The sequence below is a fragment of the Candidatus Pelagibacter sp. HIMB1746 genome (genome assembly GCF_052047555.1).
GTDB lineage: Bacteria > Pseudomonadota > Alphaproteobacteria > Pelagibacterales > Pelagibacteraceae > Pelagibacter.
Window position 1 is genome coordinate 102,854 of sequence record NZ_JBNAJZ010000001.1, and the last position, 14,283, is coordinate 117,136.

19 protein-coding genes are annotated in these 14,283 nt (G+C 31.5%); 17 read left to right on the forward strand and 2 right to left on the reverse strand.

The window, feature by feature from the left end; genetic code table 11:
- Positions 1 to 2 precede the first annotated feature (2 nt).
- Positions 3 to 896 (forward strand): histone deacetylase family protein, encoded by an 894-nt coding sequence (locus ACTTBM_RS00550; RefSeq protein ID WP_440634277.1) that lies wholly within the window; start codon positions 3 to 5, stop codon positions 894 to 896.
- Positions 897 to 898: 2 nt separating this feature from the next.
- A complete protein-coding gene (msrB, locus tag ACTTBM_RS00555; protein ID WP_440634278.1) occupies positions 899 to 1,273 on the forward strand; it encodes a peptide-methionine (R)-S-oxide reductase MsrB in 375 nt (124 codons plus the stop codon).
- 8 nt (positions 1,274 to 1,281) lie between these two features.
- On the opposite strand, the gene grxC is transcribed toward msrB, so the two are convergent.
- Together grxC and ACTTBM_RS00565 are read right to left on the reverse strand one after the other, a co-directional pair.
- Positions 1,282 to 1,539 (reverse strand): glutaredoxin 3, encoded by a 258-nt coding sequence (grxC, locus tag ACTTBM_RS00560; RefSeq protein WP_075506250.1) that lies wholly within the window; start codon positions 1,537 to 1,539, stop codon positions 1,282 to 1,284.
- 3 nt (positions 1,540 to 1,542) lie between these two features.
- Positions 1,543 to 1,839 (reverse strand): TIGR03643 family protein, encoded by a 297-nt coding sequence (locus ACTTBM_RS00565; RefSeq protein ID WP_075506249.1) that lies wholly within the window; start codon positions 1,837 to 1,839, stop codon positions 1,543 to 1,545.
- A 124-nt stretch (positions 1,840 to 1,963) separates the two neighbouring features.
- On the opposite strand from ACTTBM_RS00565, the gene ACTTBM_RS00570 reads away from it, so the two are divergent.
- The 15 genes from ACTTBM_RS00570 to ACTTBM_RS00640 all read left to right on the forward strand — a co-directional run bounded on the left by ACTTBM_RS00570 (position 1,964) and on the right by ACTTBM_RS00640 (position 14,244).
- The gene (locus ACTTBM_RS00570) at positions 1,964 to 2,578 is read left to right on the forward strand and encodes a LysE family translocator (RefSeq protein ID WP_440634279.1); all 615 of its coding nucleotides are present in this window, start codon (positions 1,964 to 1,966) and stop codon (positions 2,576 to 2,578) included.
- A gap of 84 nt (positions 2,579 to 2,662) precedes the next feature.
- Positions 2,663 to 3,901, forward strand: coding sequence for an amino acid ABC transporter substrate-binding protein (locus ACTTBM_RS00575; RefSeq protein WP_075506247.1), 1,239 nt, complete (start codon positions 2,663 to 2,665; stop codon positions 3,899 to 3,901).
- Between the two features lie 63 nt (positions 3,902 to 3,964).
- Positions 3,965 to 4,858 (forward strand): branched-chain amino acid ABC transporter permease, encoded by an 894-nt coding sequence (locus tag ACTTBM_RS00580; protein WP_075506246.1) that lies wholly within the window; start codon positions 3,965 to 3,967, stop codon positions 4,856 to 4,858.
- Positions 4,855 to 5,037 carry a hypothetical protein gene (locus tag ACTTBM_RS00585; protein WP_075506245.1) on the forward strand — a complete coding sequence of 61 codons (183 nt, stop codon included), beginning with the start codon at positions 4,855 to 4,857 and terminating at the stop codon, positions 5,035 to 5,037. Before ACTTBM_RS00580 ends, ACTTBM_RS00585 begins: the two co-directional genes overlap by 4 nt.
- The gene (locus ACTTBM_RS00590; RefSeq protein ID WP_075506244.1) at positions 5,024 to 6,076 is read left to right on the forward strand and encodes a branched-chain amino acid ABC transporter permease; all 1,053 of its coding nucleotides are present in this window, start codon (positions 5,024 to 5,026) and stop codon (positions 6,074 to 6,076) included. The genes ACTTBM_RS00585 and ACTTBM_RS00590 overlap by 14 nt, the downstream gene beginning before the upstream one ends.
- On the forward strand, positions 6,073 to 6,813 hold the full coding sequence (locus tag ACTTBM_RS00595) for an ABC transporter ATP-binding protein (RefSeq protein WP_023854239.1): 741 nt from the start codon (positions 6,073 to 6,075) through the stop codon (positions 6,811 to 6,813). Before ACTTBM_RS00590 ends, ACTTBM_RS00595 begins: the two co-directional genes overlap by 4 nt.
- On the forward strand, positions 6,813 to 7,598 hold the full coding sequence (locus ACTTBM_RS00600) for an ABC transporter ATP-binding protein (RefSeq protein WP_075506242.1): 786 nt from the start codon (positions 6,813 to 6,815) through the stop codon (positions 7,596 to 7,598). Before ACTTBM_RS00595 ends, ACTTBM_RS00600 begins: the two co-directional genes overlap by 1 nt.
- On the forward strand, positions 7,598 to 8,302 hold the full coding sequence (locus tag ACTTBM_RS00605; RefSeq protein ID WP_440634280.1) for an AzlC family ABC transporter permease: 705 nt from the start codon (positions 7,598 to 7,600) through the stop codon (positions 8,300 to 8,302). Before ACTTBM_RS00600 ends, ACTTBM_RS00605 begins: the two co-directional genes overlap by 1 nt.
- Positions 8,292 to 8,615 (forward strand): AzlD domain-containing protein, encoded by a 324-nt coding sequence (locus ACTTBM_RS00610; RefSeq protein ID WP_440634281.1) that lies wholly within the window; start codon positions 8,292 to 8,294, stop codon positions 8,613 to 8,615. The genes ACTTBM_RS00605 and ACTTBM_RS00610 overlap by 11 nt, the downstream gene beginning before the upstream one ends.
- A 40-nt stretch (positions 8,616 to 8,655) precedes the next feature.
- Complete coding sequence (glaH, locus tag ACTTBM_RS00615) at positions 8,656 to 9,567, forward strand: glutarate dioxygenase GlaH (RefSeq protein ID WP_075506239.1); 912 nt, start codon at positions 8,656 to 8,658, stop codon at positions 9,565 to 9,567.
- 34 nt (positions 9,568 to 9,601) lie between these two features.
- Positions 9,602 to 10,369, forward strand: a complete 768-nt coding sequence (locus tag ACTTBM_RS00620; RefSeq protein ID WP_440634282.1) for a pyrroline-5-carboxylate reductase — start codon at positions 9,602 to 9,604, stop codon at positions 10,367 to 10,369.
- On the forward strand, positions 10,370 to 11,158 hold the full coding sequence (locus tag ACTTBM_RS00625; protein ID WP_440634283.1) for an ABC transporter ATP-binding protein: 789 nt from the start codon (positions 10,370 to 10,372) through the stop codon (positions 11,156 to 11,158).
- Positions 11,158 to 11,865 carry an ABC transporter ATP-binding protein gene (locus ACTTBM_RS00630; protein WP_440634284.1) on the forward strand — a complete coding sequence of 236 codons (708 nt, stop codon included), beginning with the start codon at positions 11,158 to 11,160 and terminating at the stop codon, positions 11,863 to 11,865. Before ACTTBM_RS00625 ends, ACTTBM_RS00630 begins: the two co-directional genes overlap by 1 nt.
- A gap of 1 nt (position 11,866) precedes the next feature.
- Positions 11,867 to 12,877 carry a branched-chain amino acid ABC transporter permease gene (locus tag ACTTBM_RS00635; RefSeq protein WP_075506237.1) on the forward strand — a complete coding sequence of 337 codons (1,011 nt, stop codon included), beginning with the start codon at positions 11,867 to 11,869 and terminating at the stop codon, positions 12,875 to 12,877.
- A gap of 35 nt (positions 12,878 to 12,912) precedes the next feature.
- Positions 12,913 to 14,244 (forward strand): branched-chain amino acid ABC transporter permease, encoded by a 1,332-nt coding sequence (locus ACTTBM_RS00640; protein WP_440634612.1) that lies wholly within the window; start codon positions 12,913 to 12,915, stop codon positions 14,242 to 14,244.
- Positions 14,245 to 14,283 lie beyond the last annotated feature (39 nt).

Sequence of the window (14,283 nt, forward strand, 5' to 3'; positions counted from 1 at the left end):
CCATGGAGTTACCAGTTGTAAATCACGAAGATTATTTTGCAAAAATTGGAGATGATCATAAATTTCCAATAAATAAATTTAGTGAACTTGCAAATTATTTAATTAAAAAAAATGTAGTCAAAAAGTTTCATAAACCTTATCCATGCTCATCTGAAACATTAAAATTTGCTCATTCTGAAAAATATATAAGAGACATCACAAATAAAACTTTAGACAAAGATGGTGTTAAAAAAATAGGTTTTCCTTTGGTAGACAGTGTTGTTAAGAGATCTTTGGTTGCAACAGGGGGGACTGTATTGGCATCAAAACTTGCTATAAATTATGGAATTTCTTGCAATACGGCTGGAGGGAGCCACCACGCTAATTACAATGGTGGTGCCGGTTACTGTGTATTTAATGATGTAGCAGTTGCAGCTCATTATTTACTTAACAGGGGCCTTGCAAATAAAATTTTAATTGTAGATCTTGATGTTCATCAAGGAAATGGAAATTCAGATATTTTTAAAGAAAATAGAAATGTTTTTACATTTAGCATGCATTCAAAAACTAATTATCCTGCAAAAAAATCTATTAGTGATTTAGATGTAGAGCTAGAAGAAAACACAGAGGATGATACTTACATCAAAACTTTAAAGCACTATTTAACAGAGTTAAATCAAGAAAATTTTGATTTTGTTTTTTATATTGCAGGAGTAGACATTCATTTTAATGATCGATTAGGTAAATTAAAAATTTCCGATCAAGGTGTAAAATTGAGAGATGAGCTAGTAATTGAAAATTTTTATTCAAAAAGAATACCTTTTTGTGGAGTTTTAGGAGGAGGATACAATAAAGATTTTGAAAAATTAGTAGAATTGCACTCTTTGTTGCATCAAACTTGTGCTAAGTATATTTGAATATGACAAAAAAAATTAACCCCAACCTAACCGCTGAACAGAAATTAATTTTATTTGAAGAAGGCACAGAACTTGCTGGATCAAGTGAACTTAATAATGAAAAAAGAGAAGGAAGTTTTCATTGTGCAAATTGTGGTGAGAAGTTATTTGACTCAAATACTAAATATGAAAGTGGATCTGGTTGGCCATCTTTTTATGAATCTTTACCAGATGTTTTTGAAACAAAAACAGATTATCATTTAGGTTATGGAAGAACAGAGTATCATTGTAAAAAATGTGGTGGTCACCATGGACATATATTCGATGACGGTCCAGAGCCAACTGGAAAAAGATATTGCAATAATGGTGTCTGTTTAGTTTTTAAACCAAAAACTTAAGTATAGTTTTAATTTTTTAGTAAGTCTTGGAGTTTGTTTTCTTTTTCTAGAGCCCTTACTTCATCATAGCCACCTATATGCTGCTCATCAAAAAAAATTTGTGGAATTGTTCTTTTTCCATTTGCTTTCTTAATCATTTCATCCATTGCGCCTTCAACTTTTGAAATATCAATTTCATTATATGGAGCATTGTTTCTTGTTAATAATCTTTTTGCAGCCTCACAATAGTTACATAGGGGGCCAGTATACATAGTAATTTTTTTCATAACTTATAGATAGTCACCTTTTTTAATTTTACTAGTGATTTCTTTTCTAGAATATTCAAATTTTTTTCTATGTTTGATACTTTTTTGATTTACTCTTTTTCTCCACAATCTAAATGATGATGGTTTTAAAGATCTTCTCATAATTTTAATTACATCAGATTCTCGCTTCCCTGTTTTTTTCTCAATTTCCTCAAAAGTAATTCTGTCTGCCCATGCCGCCCAAATTACCCAGTCTGGGTCGTCAATGCTGGGTTCAGGATTTTTAACTTTGGTAACCGGGGTGTACCCTTTTTTTTTCATAAACCCTTTATATTTGAAAAAAAAATTTAATGCATTTTTTTTACCCTCTGATATTATCGCCCAGATAGTCCTTCTTAGCCATCTTTAGCTCCCGGTTTTTAAGGACTATCTTCTCTTTACGAATATGCTTCCTTTAGAATTTATACTCTACTTACAAATCATTATTTTTTTGTTCATTACACCGGGTACTCCAAGAATAGTTATAATTTCCTATTCAATGAATTATGGTGTAGGGAAATGTGTTTGGTCAGCACTTGGTGATGTTACTGCAAATTTAATTCAAGCGACTTTGGTAATTTTTGTAATAGGTTCTTTTTTTTCAGAAAATTCATTAATTCTTAATATTTTCAAATGGATTGGAGTTCTTTACATTTTATATCTTGCTTATGATATCTATAAGTCTCGCCCAAAAAACTTAAAAGATAAGGAAGAAATTACAAAAAGTAATTTATCTTTTTTTAGAGATGGGTTTTTAGTTGCAGGAACCAGTCCTAAGGCTTGGATGTTTTTTCCTTTTATATTTCCACAATTTATTGATTTTAGTTCTAATCTTTTAAGTCAATTTATAATTTTAATTACAACTTACATTGTATTAGATTTTTTATCCTTGATTGGTTATGCAATACTTGCACAAAAATTGATTAAATGGATTACTGCAAATCCGAAAACTATTAATACAATTTCAGCGAGTGTTTTAGTCATTATTGCTGGAATTATTGTTATTACACAACAGTATTAAACTCATACTAAGACTTTATTCCTACTTGCATTGTGTGAAAATTGTTTATTTAATTAGTCATTAATTAATTAAAGGGGAAATAAAATGAAGTTAAATAAAATAATTTTAAGTTTTGTTTCTGCATTAGTAATTTTATTTTCAACTTCTGTTGCATCTTTTGCAAAAGTAGTTGGTGACAAAATTATTTTAGGTGCTGCAATTTCCTTAACTGGTAAGTACTCATCAAATGGTGTTCATACTCAAAATGGTTATAACATGGCCGTTGACAGAATTAATAGCATGGGTGGTGTAAAAGTTGGTGGAAAAACTTATAAGTTTGACATTATCTATTACGATGATGAATCAAACCCTAAGAGAGCTGCACAGCTTGCAGAAAGATTAATTTCACAAGATGGTGTTGAGTTTATGCTTGGCCCATACAGTTCAGGTCTTACAAAAGCTATTGCACCTGTAACTGAAAAATATGGTGTTCCAATGGTAGAGGCGAATGGTGCTTCTAGATCTTTGTTTACCAAAGGTTACAAATATCTATTTGCAGTATTAGCTCCGGCAAACTTATATCTTGATGTAGCAATTGAAACTGCAGTTGAGCTAAATGGTGGAAAACCAGTAAGAATTGCTCAAGCATTTGAACAAGATGCTTTTTCACAGGATGTTAGATTAGGTATTTTAGATGCTGCAGAAAGAACTGGATCTGAAATCATCATCGATGACAAACTGCCTAAAGAGTTAAATGATATGGCTGCAACTTTGGTTAAAGTTAAACAAATGAAACCAGATGTTTTAGTTGTATCAGGTCATACTAAAGGTGCATTGACTGCAGTAAGACAAATTGCTGAAATGAAGGTTGATGTTCCAATGTTGGCTATGACTCACTGTGATGCAGCGAAATTGTCAAAACAACATGGTGCTAATTCTCAGTATGCACTATGTGCTTCTCAATGGCATAAATCTCTGACTTATAAAGATGATTTCTTTAAAGATGGAATGACCTATGCTGCAGACTTTGAGAAAGAGTTTGGATATGATCCACCATACCAATCTGCTGAGTCTTCAGCTGCGTTATTGGTGTTCAAAGATGCATTTGAAAGAGCCAATTCTTTTGATCAAAAGAAAGTAAGAGATGCTCTTGCAGCTACTAACATGCAAACATTCTATGGAAATATTAAATTTGCACCTGGCGGTCAGAACGTTGATAAGCCAATGGTACTTTTCCAAGTAATGTGTGATGATGCTGGTAAGTGTGAAAACAAAGTTGTTGCTCCATTAAAATGGGCATCTGCTAAGTTAATTCACCCAATGCCTAAGTGGTCTGAAAGATAATAATTAAAAATTTAGCCCCCTGGTAATAGGGGGCTTTTTTTTATATAAACCAAAAAAGATTTTATGGATTTTCTTGTATTTCAATACCCAATGATAACTGTTCAAGCTTGCTTGGACGGTATTCTTTTAGGAGTATTGTTCGCATTAATTGCTTATGGAATGGCTCTTCAATGGGGTGTTATGAATATAATTAATATTGCTCAAGGAGATCTTGTTATTTTAGGAGGATACATTGCGTACTTTATGTATCTTTATGGTATTCATCCAGCATGGGGAGTAATTGTTGCTCCAATTATAATGTATTTCGTAGGTATTGCGATCTATAAACTGGTTATAAATAAAGTTGTCGATAGAGATTTATTTATCTCAATTTTAGCTACATTTGGAATAAGTATTTTATTCATGCAATTAATGAACTTTGCATTTGGTGCAGATGTTGTGCTTGCAAATTCGCATTATGGTACAACAATGTTGTTTGATAATAATGTTGTTCTTCCTAATTCAAAAATATTTTCAGCATTTATCAGTATTTTATTTGCAGTTTGCTTAGTGATTTATATGAAAAAATCTAAGCTTGGACGAGCAATTAGAGCAACTGCTCAAAACGCACGTGCTGCAAAAATTTTAGGAGTAGATACTGAAAAAGTATACGCAGCAACTTTTGGAATTAATGCTGCTTTATGTGGTGTAGCTGGAGCTTTAATCTCTATAACATTCACTATTCACCCTTATATGGGATTACCTTATACGATTAGATCTTTTATGATTGTTATTGTTGCTGGTTTAGGAAATTTACCAGGTGTTGCAATGTCAGGTATGGGATTAGGAGTTTTTGAGGAATTTGCAGATTATATTTTAGGAACAGAATTTAGAATTGGATCAGTATTTTTATTACTAGTCTTAATTTTAGTTTATCGAAGATTTAAACTTTCAAGAAAGAGAGAGTACTTAAAATGAGAAAAGTTAAAATCAATGATAATCAAGGTCAAACAGTTGAAGTTGACATAGATAAATTTAAAAAACACTTAGATGAATATCATTCATCAGGCTCAAGTGTACATGATGAAGATGGTCATTATTTTACAGTAGATCAAAATTTCAGAGAAAAAATTAATAGTCTATATGAACAAAAATAATTTAATACTTTATATAGGAATTTTAATATTTGGTTTAGCAGCACCATTTATATTTCCAGCATTTAAAGTACAATTATCAATTCTTTGCATTCTAATTGTTCTTGCAACTACTTGGAATATCCAAGGAGGGGAGATGGGATACAATACATTTGGAAATATTTTGTTCTATGGACTGGGTATGTATTTGTGTGCTTCAGTTCAAGTTGGAATGTTTTTTCCATTAGCAGAGTGGACAGAAAGTGGTGGTGAAAAAACATTTGTACATACTCCTACCCAATTTTTCCAAGGTATGGCAATGGGACTTGTTGTTGCCGCAGTGGTTCCAACTATTGTTGCTGGTTTAATTGGTTATGCAATATTAGGATTGAGAGGCCACTATTTTGCTATTTGTACTCTAGGATTAGGAGTAGCTGCTGGTGAAATTTCTGGAGGAATTGAAATTATTGGAGCAGGACAAGGTTTTACAACTCCACCATTTCCTAATGTAGGAGGCTTAGAAGCTAGAGGAGAATTCTTTTACTTTTTAAGTTTTATAGTTTTAGTTTTGACATTTATAACTGTGAAAGCGATTTACTCTACTAGATTTAAGTTAATCCTTAATGCAATCAGAGACAATGAAGACAAGGCTGAAGCTATGGGAATTGCAACAATGAAATATAAAATTATTGGTTGGATGATTTCTGCATTTTTCTGTGGTTTAGCTGGAGGAATAATGGGTGGACTAGTTGGATATATCGACTCAACAGATGTTGCTTTTGATGGAAGAGAAATGGGAGTGTTCATGGTTTTAATGGCAATATTAGGTGGTAAAGGAACTCTTTGGGGACCAGTTATCGGTGCAACAATATTCCATATTTTTAAAGAAGGATTTTGGACATTCTTCCTAGGCTGGCAGTATGTAGCCTTGGGCGTATTAATTGTAGTGATTGTCATTTATTTCCCTGAGGGATTAATGGGATGGTTAAGAGAAAAATATCCTCACAGATTTGGGGAGGTAGTTGATGAAGCTGATCGAAAGGCTCAGGTAGAGATAAAATGAGTATTTTAGAAGTTAATAATGTTAGTAAATCTTTTGGAGGAGTAAAAGCTAATGTTGATATCTCCATGTCAGTTGAAAAAGGTAAAATAGTGGGATTAATTGGCCCAAATGGATCAGGAAAAACAACTTTATTTAATTCAATTGTAGGCACTTATCCAATAGACCAGGGTTCAATTAAATTTAATGGAAAAGAAGTTTCTGAACTTCCTGTTCCCGTAATAGCAAAGCTAGGTTTATTAAGAACTTTTCAACAAACAAGAATATATGGAAAACTGAACTGCATTGATAATATGCTAATTAGCCATAAGGGTAGTGATGAAAATATATTAAAACTGTTTTCAAAAATACCTCAAGAGCTTACAGAAAAAGCAGAAAATTTACTAAATTTTGTTGGTTTATATCAAAAGAGAAAACTTAGAGCAGGTGATTTATCTTTTGGACAACAAAAACTTTTAGAACTTGCTATGGCATTAATGAATGAACCAGAAATGCTTTTACTAGATGAACCAACAGCAGGAATAAATCCAACTTTAATCAATGGAATTATTGATAGATTGATAAAAGTAAATCAAGATTTTGGTATCACTCTTTTAGTTATTGAACATAATATGAGAGTGATCATGCAATTAGCGGAGAATATATTTTGTTTAGCTCACGGTAAAATGTTAGCAAATGGTTCACCAGATGAAATTAAAAACGATAAGCGTGTTATCGATGCATACCTAGGAGCCCAATAATGTCAAATCAATATGAAGTTTTAGGAAAAGCTCCAACACCAAAAGATTTAAAAAAACTATCTCCAAATGAAATACATCTGACAATTAAAAATTTAAATGCTGGGTATGGTAAAATGGAAATTTTACATAATTTTGATTTATTCGTGAACAAAGCACAATCATTGTGTTTGATTGGACCAAACGGAGCAGGTAAATCTACAATTCTTCACTCAATTTATGGATTTACAAACATCTTCTCTGGTCAAATTGAAATAGAAGGAAAAGAAATTACAAATCTTACACCAGCTGAAAAATTAAAATCAGTTGGAATTGCATATATCTTACAAGACAATTCTGTATTCCCAGATATGACAGTTGAAGAAAACTTATTAATGGGCGGATATATTAAAGATAAAACCGAAGAGTCTTTTGAAGAAGCTGAAAGAATTTTAGAAAAATACGAGAGATTAAGAAATAGAAGAAATCAGCCTGCTAAAGTTTTATCAGGTGGTGAAAGAAGATTGTTAGAAATCTCTAGAGCTTTAGTTATGAAACCATCTGTTCTATTAGTTGATGAACCTTCAATTGGTTTAGAACCAAGATATATTGACATGGTTTTTGAAATTTTGAGAGATCTTCAACAAAATGAAAAGAAAACTATTATATTAGTTGAACAAAATGCCAAAAAAGGACTAGAATTTGCAGACATTGGATATGTATTAGTATCTGGACAAACTGCAATTGCTGGCAAAGGGGATGAGTTATTGCAAAACCCTGATGTTGGTAGACTATTCCTTGGTGGCTAATGATAAATAAAGATTTCTTTTTTAAAGGCTACAAATCAATACTAGCTCACGATAGCCCAGCAATAGCTTTAGGTTGTTGTTTTATTGCTATAGGAGCTCTTTTAAAAAATCTTGGCTTCAATATTCAAGAAAGCATTTTTTCTACCATGCTGACTTATGCATTGCCAGGATCTCTAGTTATGGCAGAGTCTTTATTGGTTGGTGCTTCTTTATTAAATATTTTTTTAGCAGTTTGGTTTGTTAATGCTCGTTTATATCCAATGGCTGTTTCTTTGTTTCCATTAATGATGCATGAAGATCAACCAAAGTGGAAATATTATTTTTCATGCCATTTCATAGCTGTATCAGCTTGGTTGATTATGAAGAGTAATTATAAGACTATTCCAGAAAAATATAGAATTGATTATTGGATAGGGATTGGAAGCGCTACTTGGGGTGTTGCTGTAATTGGGACTTTAATAGGTTTTTATTTTTCAGAATATTTAAACAAAGAAATGATGATGGGTTTAGCTATTTTAAATCCTGTATATTTTTTATGCATGATGGTAGGAGCGTCAAAAACAAGACAAGTAACTTTATCAGTTTTACTTGGAATTATTTTGGGACCTGTTTTTTATTTTTTTTCACCTGAATGGTCTATTTTATTAGGTGGAGTAGTTGGTGGCACTATTGCTTACTTAATAGGAGAAAAAAATGTCAACTAGTATCGTTTTAGCAATTTTGGTGACATCCCTTGCAACTTTTTTATCAAGATTTCTTGGAGCAATAAGCTCAGAAGGTATAAAAGAAACTTCTAAGATATTTAAATGGTTTAACTGTTTAGCTTATGCAACTTTAGCAGCCCTAATTGCAAGAACAATAATTTTTCCAGTTGGTGTAATGGATGACTCAAGCTACTTAGTAAGATTTGTTGTTGTTGTACTATCCTTAACTGTTTTTTTTATTTCTAAAAAAAATTATGTTTATCCCACAATTTTCTCTGCCATAAGTATGGCAATATTAGTTAATTATTTCTAAATAAAATTGATTTATTAAAAAACTTAACTTAAGGTTTCTTATGGAAAAAATACCTGGTTTAGAAATTCAAGAACATGATAAATCAAAAAGAATTTTGAATATTAAAATTACTGATGAGATTATTAAGAAATTAGTTTTTCCATTTAATAAATTTGACTTAACAGCTTTAGAACTAAAGCCTTTTACAAGGTTTACAATAGCAAAAAGTTTAGATGATTTAACAGAAAATAAACTTAGTAAACTAATGAACTCAATAATTAGAGATCGTTCAACTGGTTGTTTTATAATTGGACCAAAAAATATTTCACCAAAAATTAATGATAAATTTTTAGTAAAATTATCAACAGCTATTGCCTATTTAATTGGAAATCCTAACCATGATTCAATGGCAGGAAAATACTATGCTCGTTTTCATGTTAAACACGAAGACGCGAGTGACTCTTATTTAAGAAAAGCTTACCGTAATATGGATCTTCATACAGATGGAACTTATGTTAAAGAAATTACTGATTGGTTAATTATGACAAAGTTAGAAGAAGAAAATGTAGAGGGTGGAGAGACTGCGATGTTGCATTTAGATGATTGGGAACATTGCAAAGAACTATCAAATGATCCTGTGGGTAAACAAGATTTTCTTTGGAGCTCACCTAAGAGTAAAAATGTAGATTATAAAGTTGAGCATCCAGTTTTTTCTTCAGATGATAAAGGAAGACCACATATTTCATATATTGACCAATTTCCCGAACCAAAAAACATGGAACAAGGCAATTTTTTACAGAGATTATCTGATGCTCTTGAAGGAAGTGAAAATAAAGTAATTACAAAGTTACCGGTTGGTTGCTCTATAATTGCAAATAATTATTTTTGGCTTCATGGAAGAAAACCTTTCAAAGAAAATAAAGAATTAAGCAGAGAATTGTTGAGAATTAGAGGATCTTTTTTTGTTAATTAATTCAATATAATCAATATAAAGTAACCAAAATATTATGATTTTAGGTTTTATTGGTACGGGTAAAATTGCATCTTCAGTAATAACTGGAATATGTAAATCTAACCTTAAATATAAAAAAATAATAATTTCTCCAAGGAATAAGCAGATTGCCAAAAGTTTAAAAAAAAAGTTCAAAAAAATAGTTATTGCTAAAGATAATCAACAAATTGTTGATCAATCTACTTGGGTATTTTTATCTATTACACCTACGGTGGGAGAGAAGATAATTAAAGATTTAAAATTTAAGTCTAGTCAAACAATTGTTAGCTTTATATCTACAATAACTCTATCACAGTTAAAAAAAGCCGTTAAAGTAAAAGCAAAAATAGTAAGAGCAATTCCTTTGCCACCAATATCATTAAAGAAAGGACCAGTTCCAATTTGTCCTCCAAATTCAAAAGTGAAAGCTTTTTTTAATCATTTAGGAACTACTGTAGAAATCAAAAATGAAAAATCTTCAATAAACTTTTGGTCTACTTCTGGAATGATGGCACCTTTTTATGAAATGCAAAGAGTAATGTCTGATTGGTTAGTTAAAAAAGGAGTAAAAAGAAATAATGCTCAAAAATATATAACTTCTTTGTTTTTAGCTTTGTCAGAAGATGCAGTTATACATTCTAAAGAAAACTTAAGAGAGTTAGTTAAAGAGTCGCAAACACCTAAGGGATTAAATGAGCAGGGTGTCAATGAATTGTCAAAATCTGGTTTTTATAAATCATTAGAGAAAACTTTAAATAGCATTTACAAAAGATTAGATAAATAAATGTCTGATAATATTTTAGAGATAAATAATTTATCAAAGTATTTTGGAGGACTTGCTGCAGTTTCTGATTGTTCTATAAAAGTTAAAAGAGGAACTATCACAGGTATAATTGGACCAAACGGATCTGGCAAAACAACTTTATTTAATTTAATTGCAGGAAATTTAAAATCTTCAGGTGGGAGTGTAACATTTGATGAAGAAAATATCACAGATGTTCCATCTTATGAATTATTTTCAAAAGGATTACTTAGAACTTTTCAAATAGCTCACGAGTTTTCAAATTTGTCTGTTCTAGAAAACTTGATGATGGTTCCAGGAAATCAATCAGGTGAAAAGCTAATGACAGCATTATTTAAGCCAGGGTTAGTTGCAAAAGAGGAAGCAGAAGTTAAAGAAAAAGCAAAAGAAGTAGTTGAATTCTTAAATCTAGGGCATTTGTCAAATGAGCTTGCAGGAAATCTTTCTGGAGGTCAAAAAAAATTGTTAGAACTTGGAAGAACTATGATGGTTGATGCAAAATTAGTATTATTGGATGAAGTAGGGGCAGGAGTAAATAGAACTTTATTAAAAGATCTGGGTACTGCAATCGAAAAGCTAAATAAAGAAAAAGGTTATACTTTTTGTATGATTGAGCATGATATGGATTTTATAGGAAGATTATGTGATCCCGTAATTGTTATGGCTGAAGGTTCGGTTTTATTTGAGGGTACGGTTGATGATGCAAAAAAGGATGAAAAGGTAATCGAAAGTTACCTTGGTAGAGGATCGAAATTAAAGGATGAAGTTTAATGGCATATTTTGAAGGAATAGAGATGACCGGTGGTTATGGAAATGGACCAGATATAATTAATTCTTGTTCTGTTGAAGTAAACAAAGGCGAAATTGTTTCTATCCTAGGACCTAATGGTGCTGGAAAGTCTACAGCTATGAAAGCAATGTTAGGTTTATTAAATTTAAAATCTGGATCAGTTAAAATTGATGGTAAGGATATTTCTAAACTTTCTCCACAAGATCGAGTTAAACAAGGAATTTCATTTGTTCCTCAAACTAAAAATGTTTTTGCAGGAATGACTGTTCAGGAAAATTTAGAAATGGGAGCCTTTTTAGTAAACTCTGAGATAAAACATATTGTTGAGGAAATTTATGAACTATTTCCAATCCTTAGAGAAAAAAGAAATCAAATGGTAGGTGAATTGTCTGGTGGTCAAAGACAACAAGTTGCACTCGGAAGAGCATTAATGATTAAGCCAACAGTACTAATGCTGGATGAACCTACCGCAGGGGTATCACCAATTGTTATGGATGAATTATTTGATCATATAGTTAAAGTAAAAAGAACTAATGTTGCTATTTTAATGGTAGAACAAAATGCTAAACAAGCATTAAATATTTCTGATAGAGGCTATGTTTTAGTTACTGGAGAAAATCGTTATTCAGGGACTGGCAAAGAATTATTGAACGATCCAAGAGTAAGAAGCTCTTTCTTAGGAGGATAGTATGGATCTTATTAATGCAATAATTCTTTTACTAAATTATATTTTTATTCCAGGACTTACTTACGGTTCTCAATTAGCTTTGGGTGCAATTTTTGTTACTTTAATTTATGGAATTCTAAGATTTGCTAATTTTGCAACTGGAGACATGATGTCATTTGGAACCATGATGACAATTTTATTCACTTGGTATTTTCAATCTTTAGGTATTTCTCTTGGAGTTCTGCCTACAGCATTAATTGCACTTCCATTTGGTATTTTTTTTATGATCTTATACATGCTTACAATTGATAAATTTGTTTTTAAGTATTACAGAACTCAAAAAAGTCCGCCAGTTCAGTTTGCTATGGTTAGTATTGGTGTGATGTTTGTTACCCAAGCAGTTGTTAGAATTATAATAGGTCCAGGAGATAGAAGGTTTTTCGATGGAGAAAAATTTATTATCAAGGCTAGAGAATTTAAAGAAATGACAGGTTTAAATGAAGGACTTGCACTTAAATCTACTCAGGTCATTACTATTTTTGTTACAATAGTTTTAGTCTCTTTATTGTTCTGGTTTTTAAATAAAACTAAAACAGGAAAAAGCATGAAAGCTTACTCTGATAACGAAGATCTTGCTTTGCTTTCAGGAATAGATCCAAAGAAAATAGTATTGGTAACCTGGGTAATTGCAGGAATTTTAGCCACTATTGGAGGAGCTTTGTATGGTTTAGATAAAAGTTTTAAACCTTTCACTTACTTTAATAATATGCTTCCTATTTTTGCCGCAGCAATCGTTGGAGGAATTGGAAATCCTTTCGGTGCATTTTTAGGAGGCTATGTGATTGCTTTTTCAGAAATTTTATTAACATATGCATATAAGAAATTTTTTATGTACATATTACCTGAAAGTATGGAGCCAGAGGGCTTAGTCCAATTACTTTCAACAGATTACAAATTTGCGGTTTCATTTTCAATCTTGGTGATTGTATTACTTTATAGACCATCAGGGATATTCAAAGGAAAAGTATTGTGAGAAAAAATCTAAACGTTATTGCAGCATACAGTATCATGATGGTTCTAATTCTATTAGTTGGAATTTTTCAATCATGGAATATTGCATTATCAATATTTAATCTTTGCTTAATTTCAGCAGTCATGACCATGGGTGCAAACATACAATGGGGTTATGCTGGTTTAATAAATTTTGGAATAATGGGATACACTGCTTTAGGGGGTCTCGCTGCAGTAATAATTTCAGTTGATCCTGTTCAAGAAGCATGGAGAGCTGGTGGATTTGATATTTTAATGTGCTTATGGCTCATCATTGTAATGGTTTTAGTTATCAGATTTATTTTGAAAAATTTTGAAAAATCAAAATTAAGAACTTACAGTATTGCAGCTTTAATTATTGCAGCTATCATAATTATCAGAGTTACAGCAGAACCAGGTATTGAAAAAATTGAAGCTGTAAATCCTGCAACTACTGGTTTTCTCGGTGGGTTTGGTTTACCTATCATTTTCTCCTGGATCGTAGGTGCATTATTTGCTGGAGGTTTAGCCTTTATAGTTGGAAAAGTTGCTTTAGGTTTGAGAGCTGATTATCTAGCAATCGCAACTTTATTGATTTCAGAAATTGTAATAGCAATAATTAAGCATGAGGACTGGTTAACTAGAGGTGTTAAAAATGTTATTGGCTTAAAGAGGCCAGCTCCATATGAGGTCGATCTGCAGACCACTGATTGGTTTATAAATTTAGTAGAAAAGTTTAAATCTAGTAAGTTAGATCTAATTACTGATTTATCCGAAAGACAAGCAGCGTTAAATCAATTTGTAATCGAAGGTTCTTCAATATTTGTTAAACTATGCTACTCAGGTTTGTTTTTAGTTGTTGTTATAGTACTTTTAATTCTTACTCAGAAAGCTCTTTATTCTCCATGGGGAAGAATGATGAGAGCAATAAGAGATAATGAAGAAGCAGCAAATGCTATGGGTAAAAATGTTGTAAAACAACATTTGCTAATATTTATTTTAGGTTCAGCAATTGTTGGAATTGCAGGTGCAATGCTAGTAACTCAGGATGGATTATTTACACCAGGAAGTTATAGACCAATGAGATATACATTCTTAATTTGGGTCATGGTAATTGTTGGAGGAAGTGGAAACAACTTTGGTGCAATTTTAGGTGGCTTTGTTGTATGGTTTTTATGGATCGAAGCAGCACCAATTTCAATGTTTTTAATTAACTTCTTTACAGCAGGTATTCCTGAAACAAACGCTATCAAAGCTCATCTTATTGAAAGTGTTCCTTATTTTAGATTTTTATTGATGGGTTTAGGTTTGTTATTCATAATGAGGTACCGACCTAAAGGTATACTTCCAGAAAAAATAGAAATAAAATAATTAAACATGAAATATATTATTTTAGGTGCTGCTATTGCT

What these genes read in the sequence shown, in the direction of transcription:
- msrB (WP_440634278.1), top strand. Translation starts at nt 899, where the DNA reads ATGACAAAAAAAATTAACCCCAACCTAACCGCTGAACAGAAATTAATT.
- ACTTBM_RS00635 (WP_075506237.1), top strand. Translation starts at nt 11,867, where the DNA reads ATGGATCTTATTAATGCAATAATTCTTTTACTAAATTATATTTTTATT.
- ACTTBM_RS00600 (WP_075506242.1), top strand. Translation starts at nt 6,813, where the DNA reads ATGTCAAATCAATATGAAGTTTTAGGAAAAGCTCCAACACCAAAAGAT.
- ACTTBM_RS00570 (WP_440634279.1), top strand. Translation starts at nt 1,964, where the DNA reads ATGCTTCCTTTAGAATTTATACTCTACTTACAAATCATTATTTTTTTG.
- ACTTBM_RS00605 (WP_440634280.1), top strand. Translation starts at nt 7,598, where the DNA reads ATGATAAATAAAGATTTCTTTTTTAAAGGCTACAAATCAATACTAGCT.
- ACTTBM_RS00630 (WP_440634284.1), top strand. Translation starts at nt 11,158, where the DNA reads ATGGCATATTTTGAAGGAATAGAGATGACCGGTGGTTATGGAAATGGA.
- ACTTBM_RS00575 (WP_075506247.1), top strand. Translation starts at nt 2,663, where the DNA reads ATGAAGTTAAATAAAATAATTTTAAGTTTTGTTTCTGCATTAGTAATT.
- ACTTBM_RS00550 (WP_440634277.1), top strand. Translation starts at nt 3, where the DNA reads ATGGAGTTACCAGTTGTAAATCACGAAGATTATTTTGCAAAAATTGGA.
- ACTTBM_RS00590 (WP_075506244.1), top strand. Translation starts at nt 5,024, where the DNA reads ATGAACAAAAATAATTTAATACTTTATATAGGAATTTTAATATTTGGT.
- ACTTBM_RS00640 (WP_440634612.1), top strand. Translation starts at nt 12,913, where the DNA reads ATGATGGTTCTAATTCTATTAGTTGGAATTTTTCAATCATGGAATATT.
- ACTTBM_RS00610 (WP_440634281.1), top strand. Translation starts at nt 8,292, where the DNA reads ATGTCAACTAGTATCGTTTTAGCAATTTTGGTGACATCCCTTGCAACT.
- ACTTBM_RS00585 (WP_075506245.1), top strand. Translation starts at nt 4,855, where the DNA reads ATGAGAAAAGTTAAAATCAATGATAATCAAGGTCAAACAGTTGAAGTT.
- ACTTBM_RS00620 (WP_440634282.1), top strand. Translation starts at nt 9,602, where the DNA reads ATGATTTTAGGTTTTATTGGTACGGGTAAAATTGCATCTTCAGTAATA.
- grxC (WP_075506250.1), bottom strand. Translation starts at nt 1,539, where the DNA reads ATGAAAAAAATTACTATGTATACTGGCCCCCTATGTAACTATTGTGAG.
- ACTTBM_RS00595 (WP_023854239.1), top strand. Translation starts at nt 6,073, where the DNA reads ATGAGTATTTTAGAAGTTAATAATGTTAGTAAATCTTTTGGAGGAGTA.
- ACTTBM_RS00565 (WP_075506249.1), bottom strand. Translation starts at nt 1,839, where the DNA reads ATGAAAAAAAAAGGGTACACCCCGGTTACCAAAGTTAAAAATCCTGAA.
- ACTTBM_RS00580 (WP_075506246.1), top strand. Translation starts at nt 3,965, where the DNA reads ATGGATTTTCTTGTATTTCAATACCCAATGATAACTGTTCAAGCTTGC.
- ACTTBM_RS00625 (WP_440634283.1), top strand. Translation starts at nt 10,370, where the DNA reads ATGTCTGATAATATTTTAGAGATAAATAATTTATCAAAGTATTTTGGA.
- glaH (WP_075506239.1), top strand. Translation starts at nt 8,656, where the DNA reads ATGGAAAAAATACCTGGTTTAGAAATTCAAGAACATGATAAATCAAAA.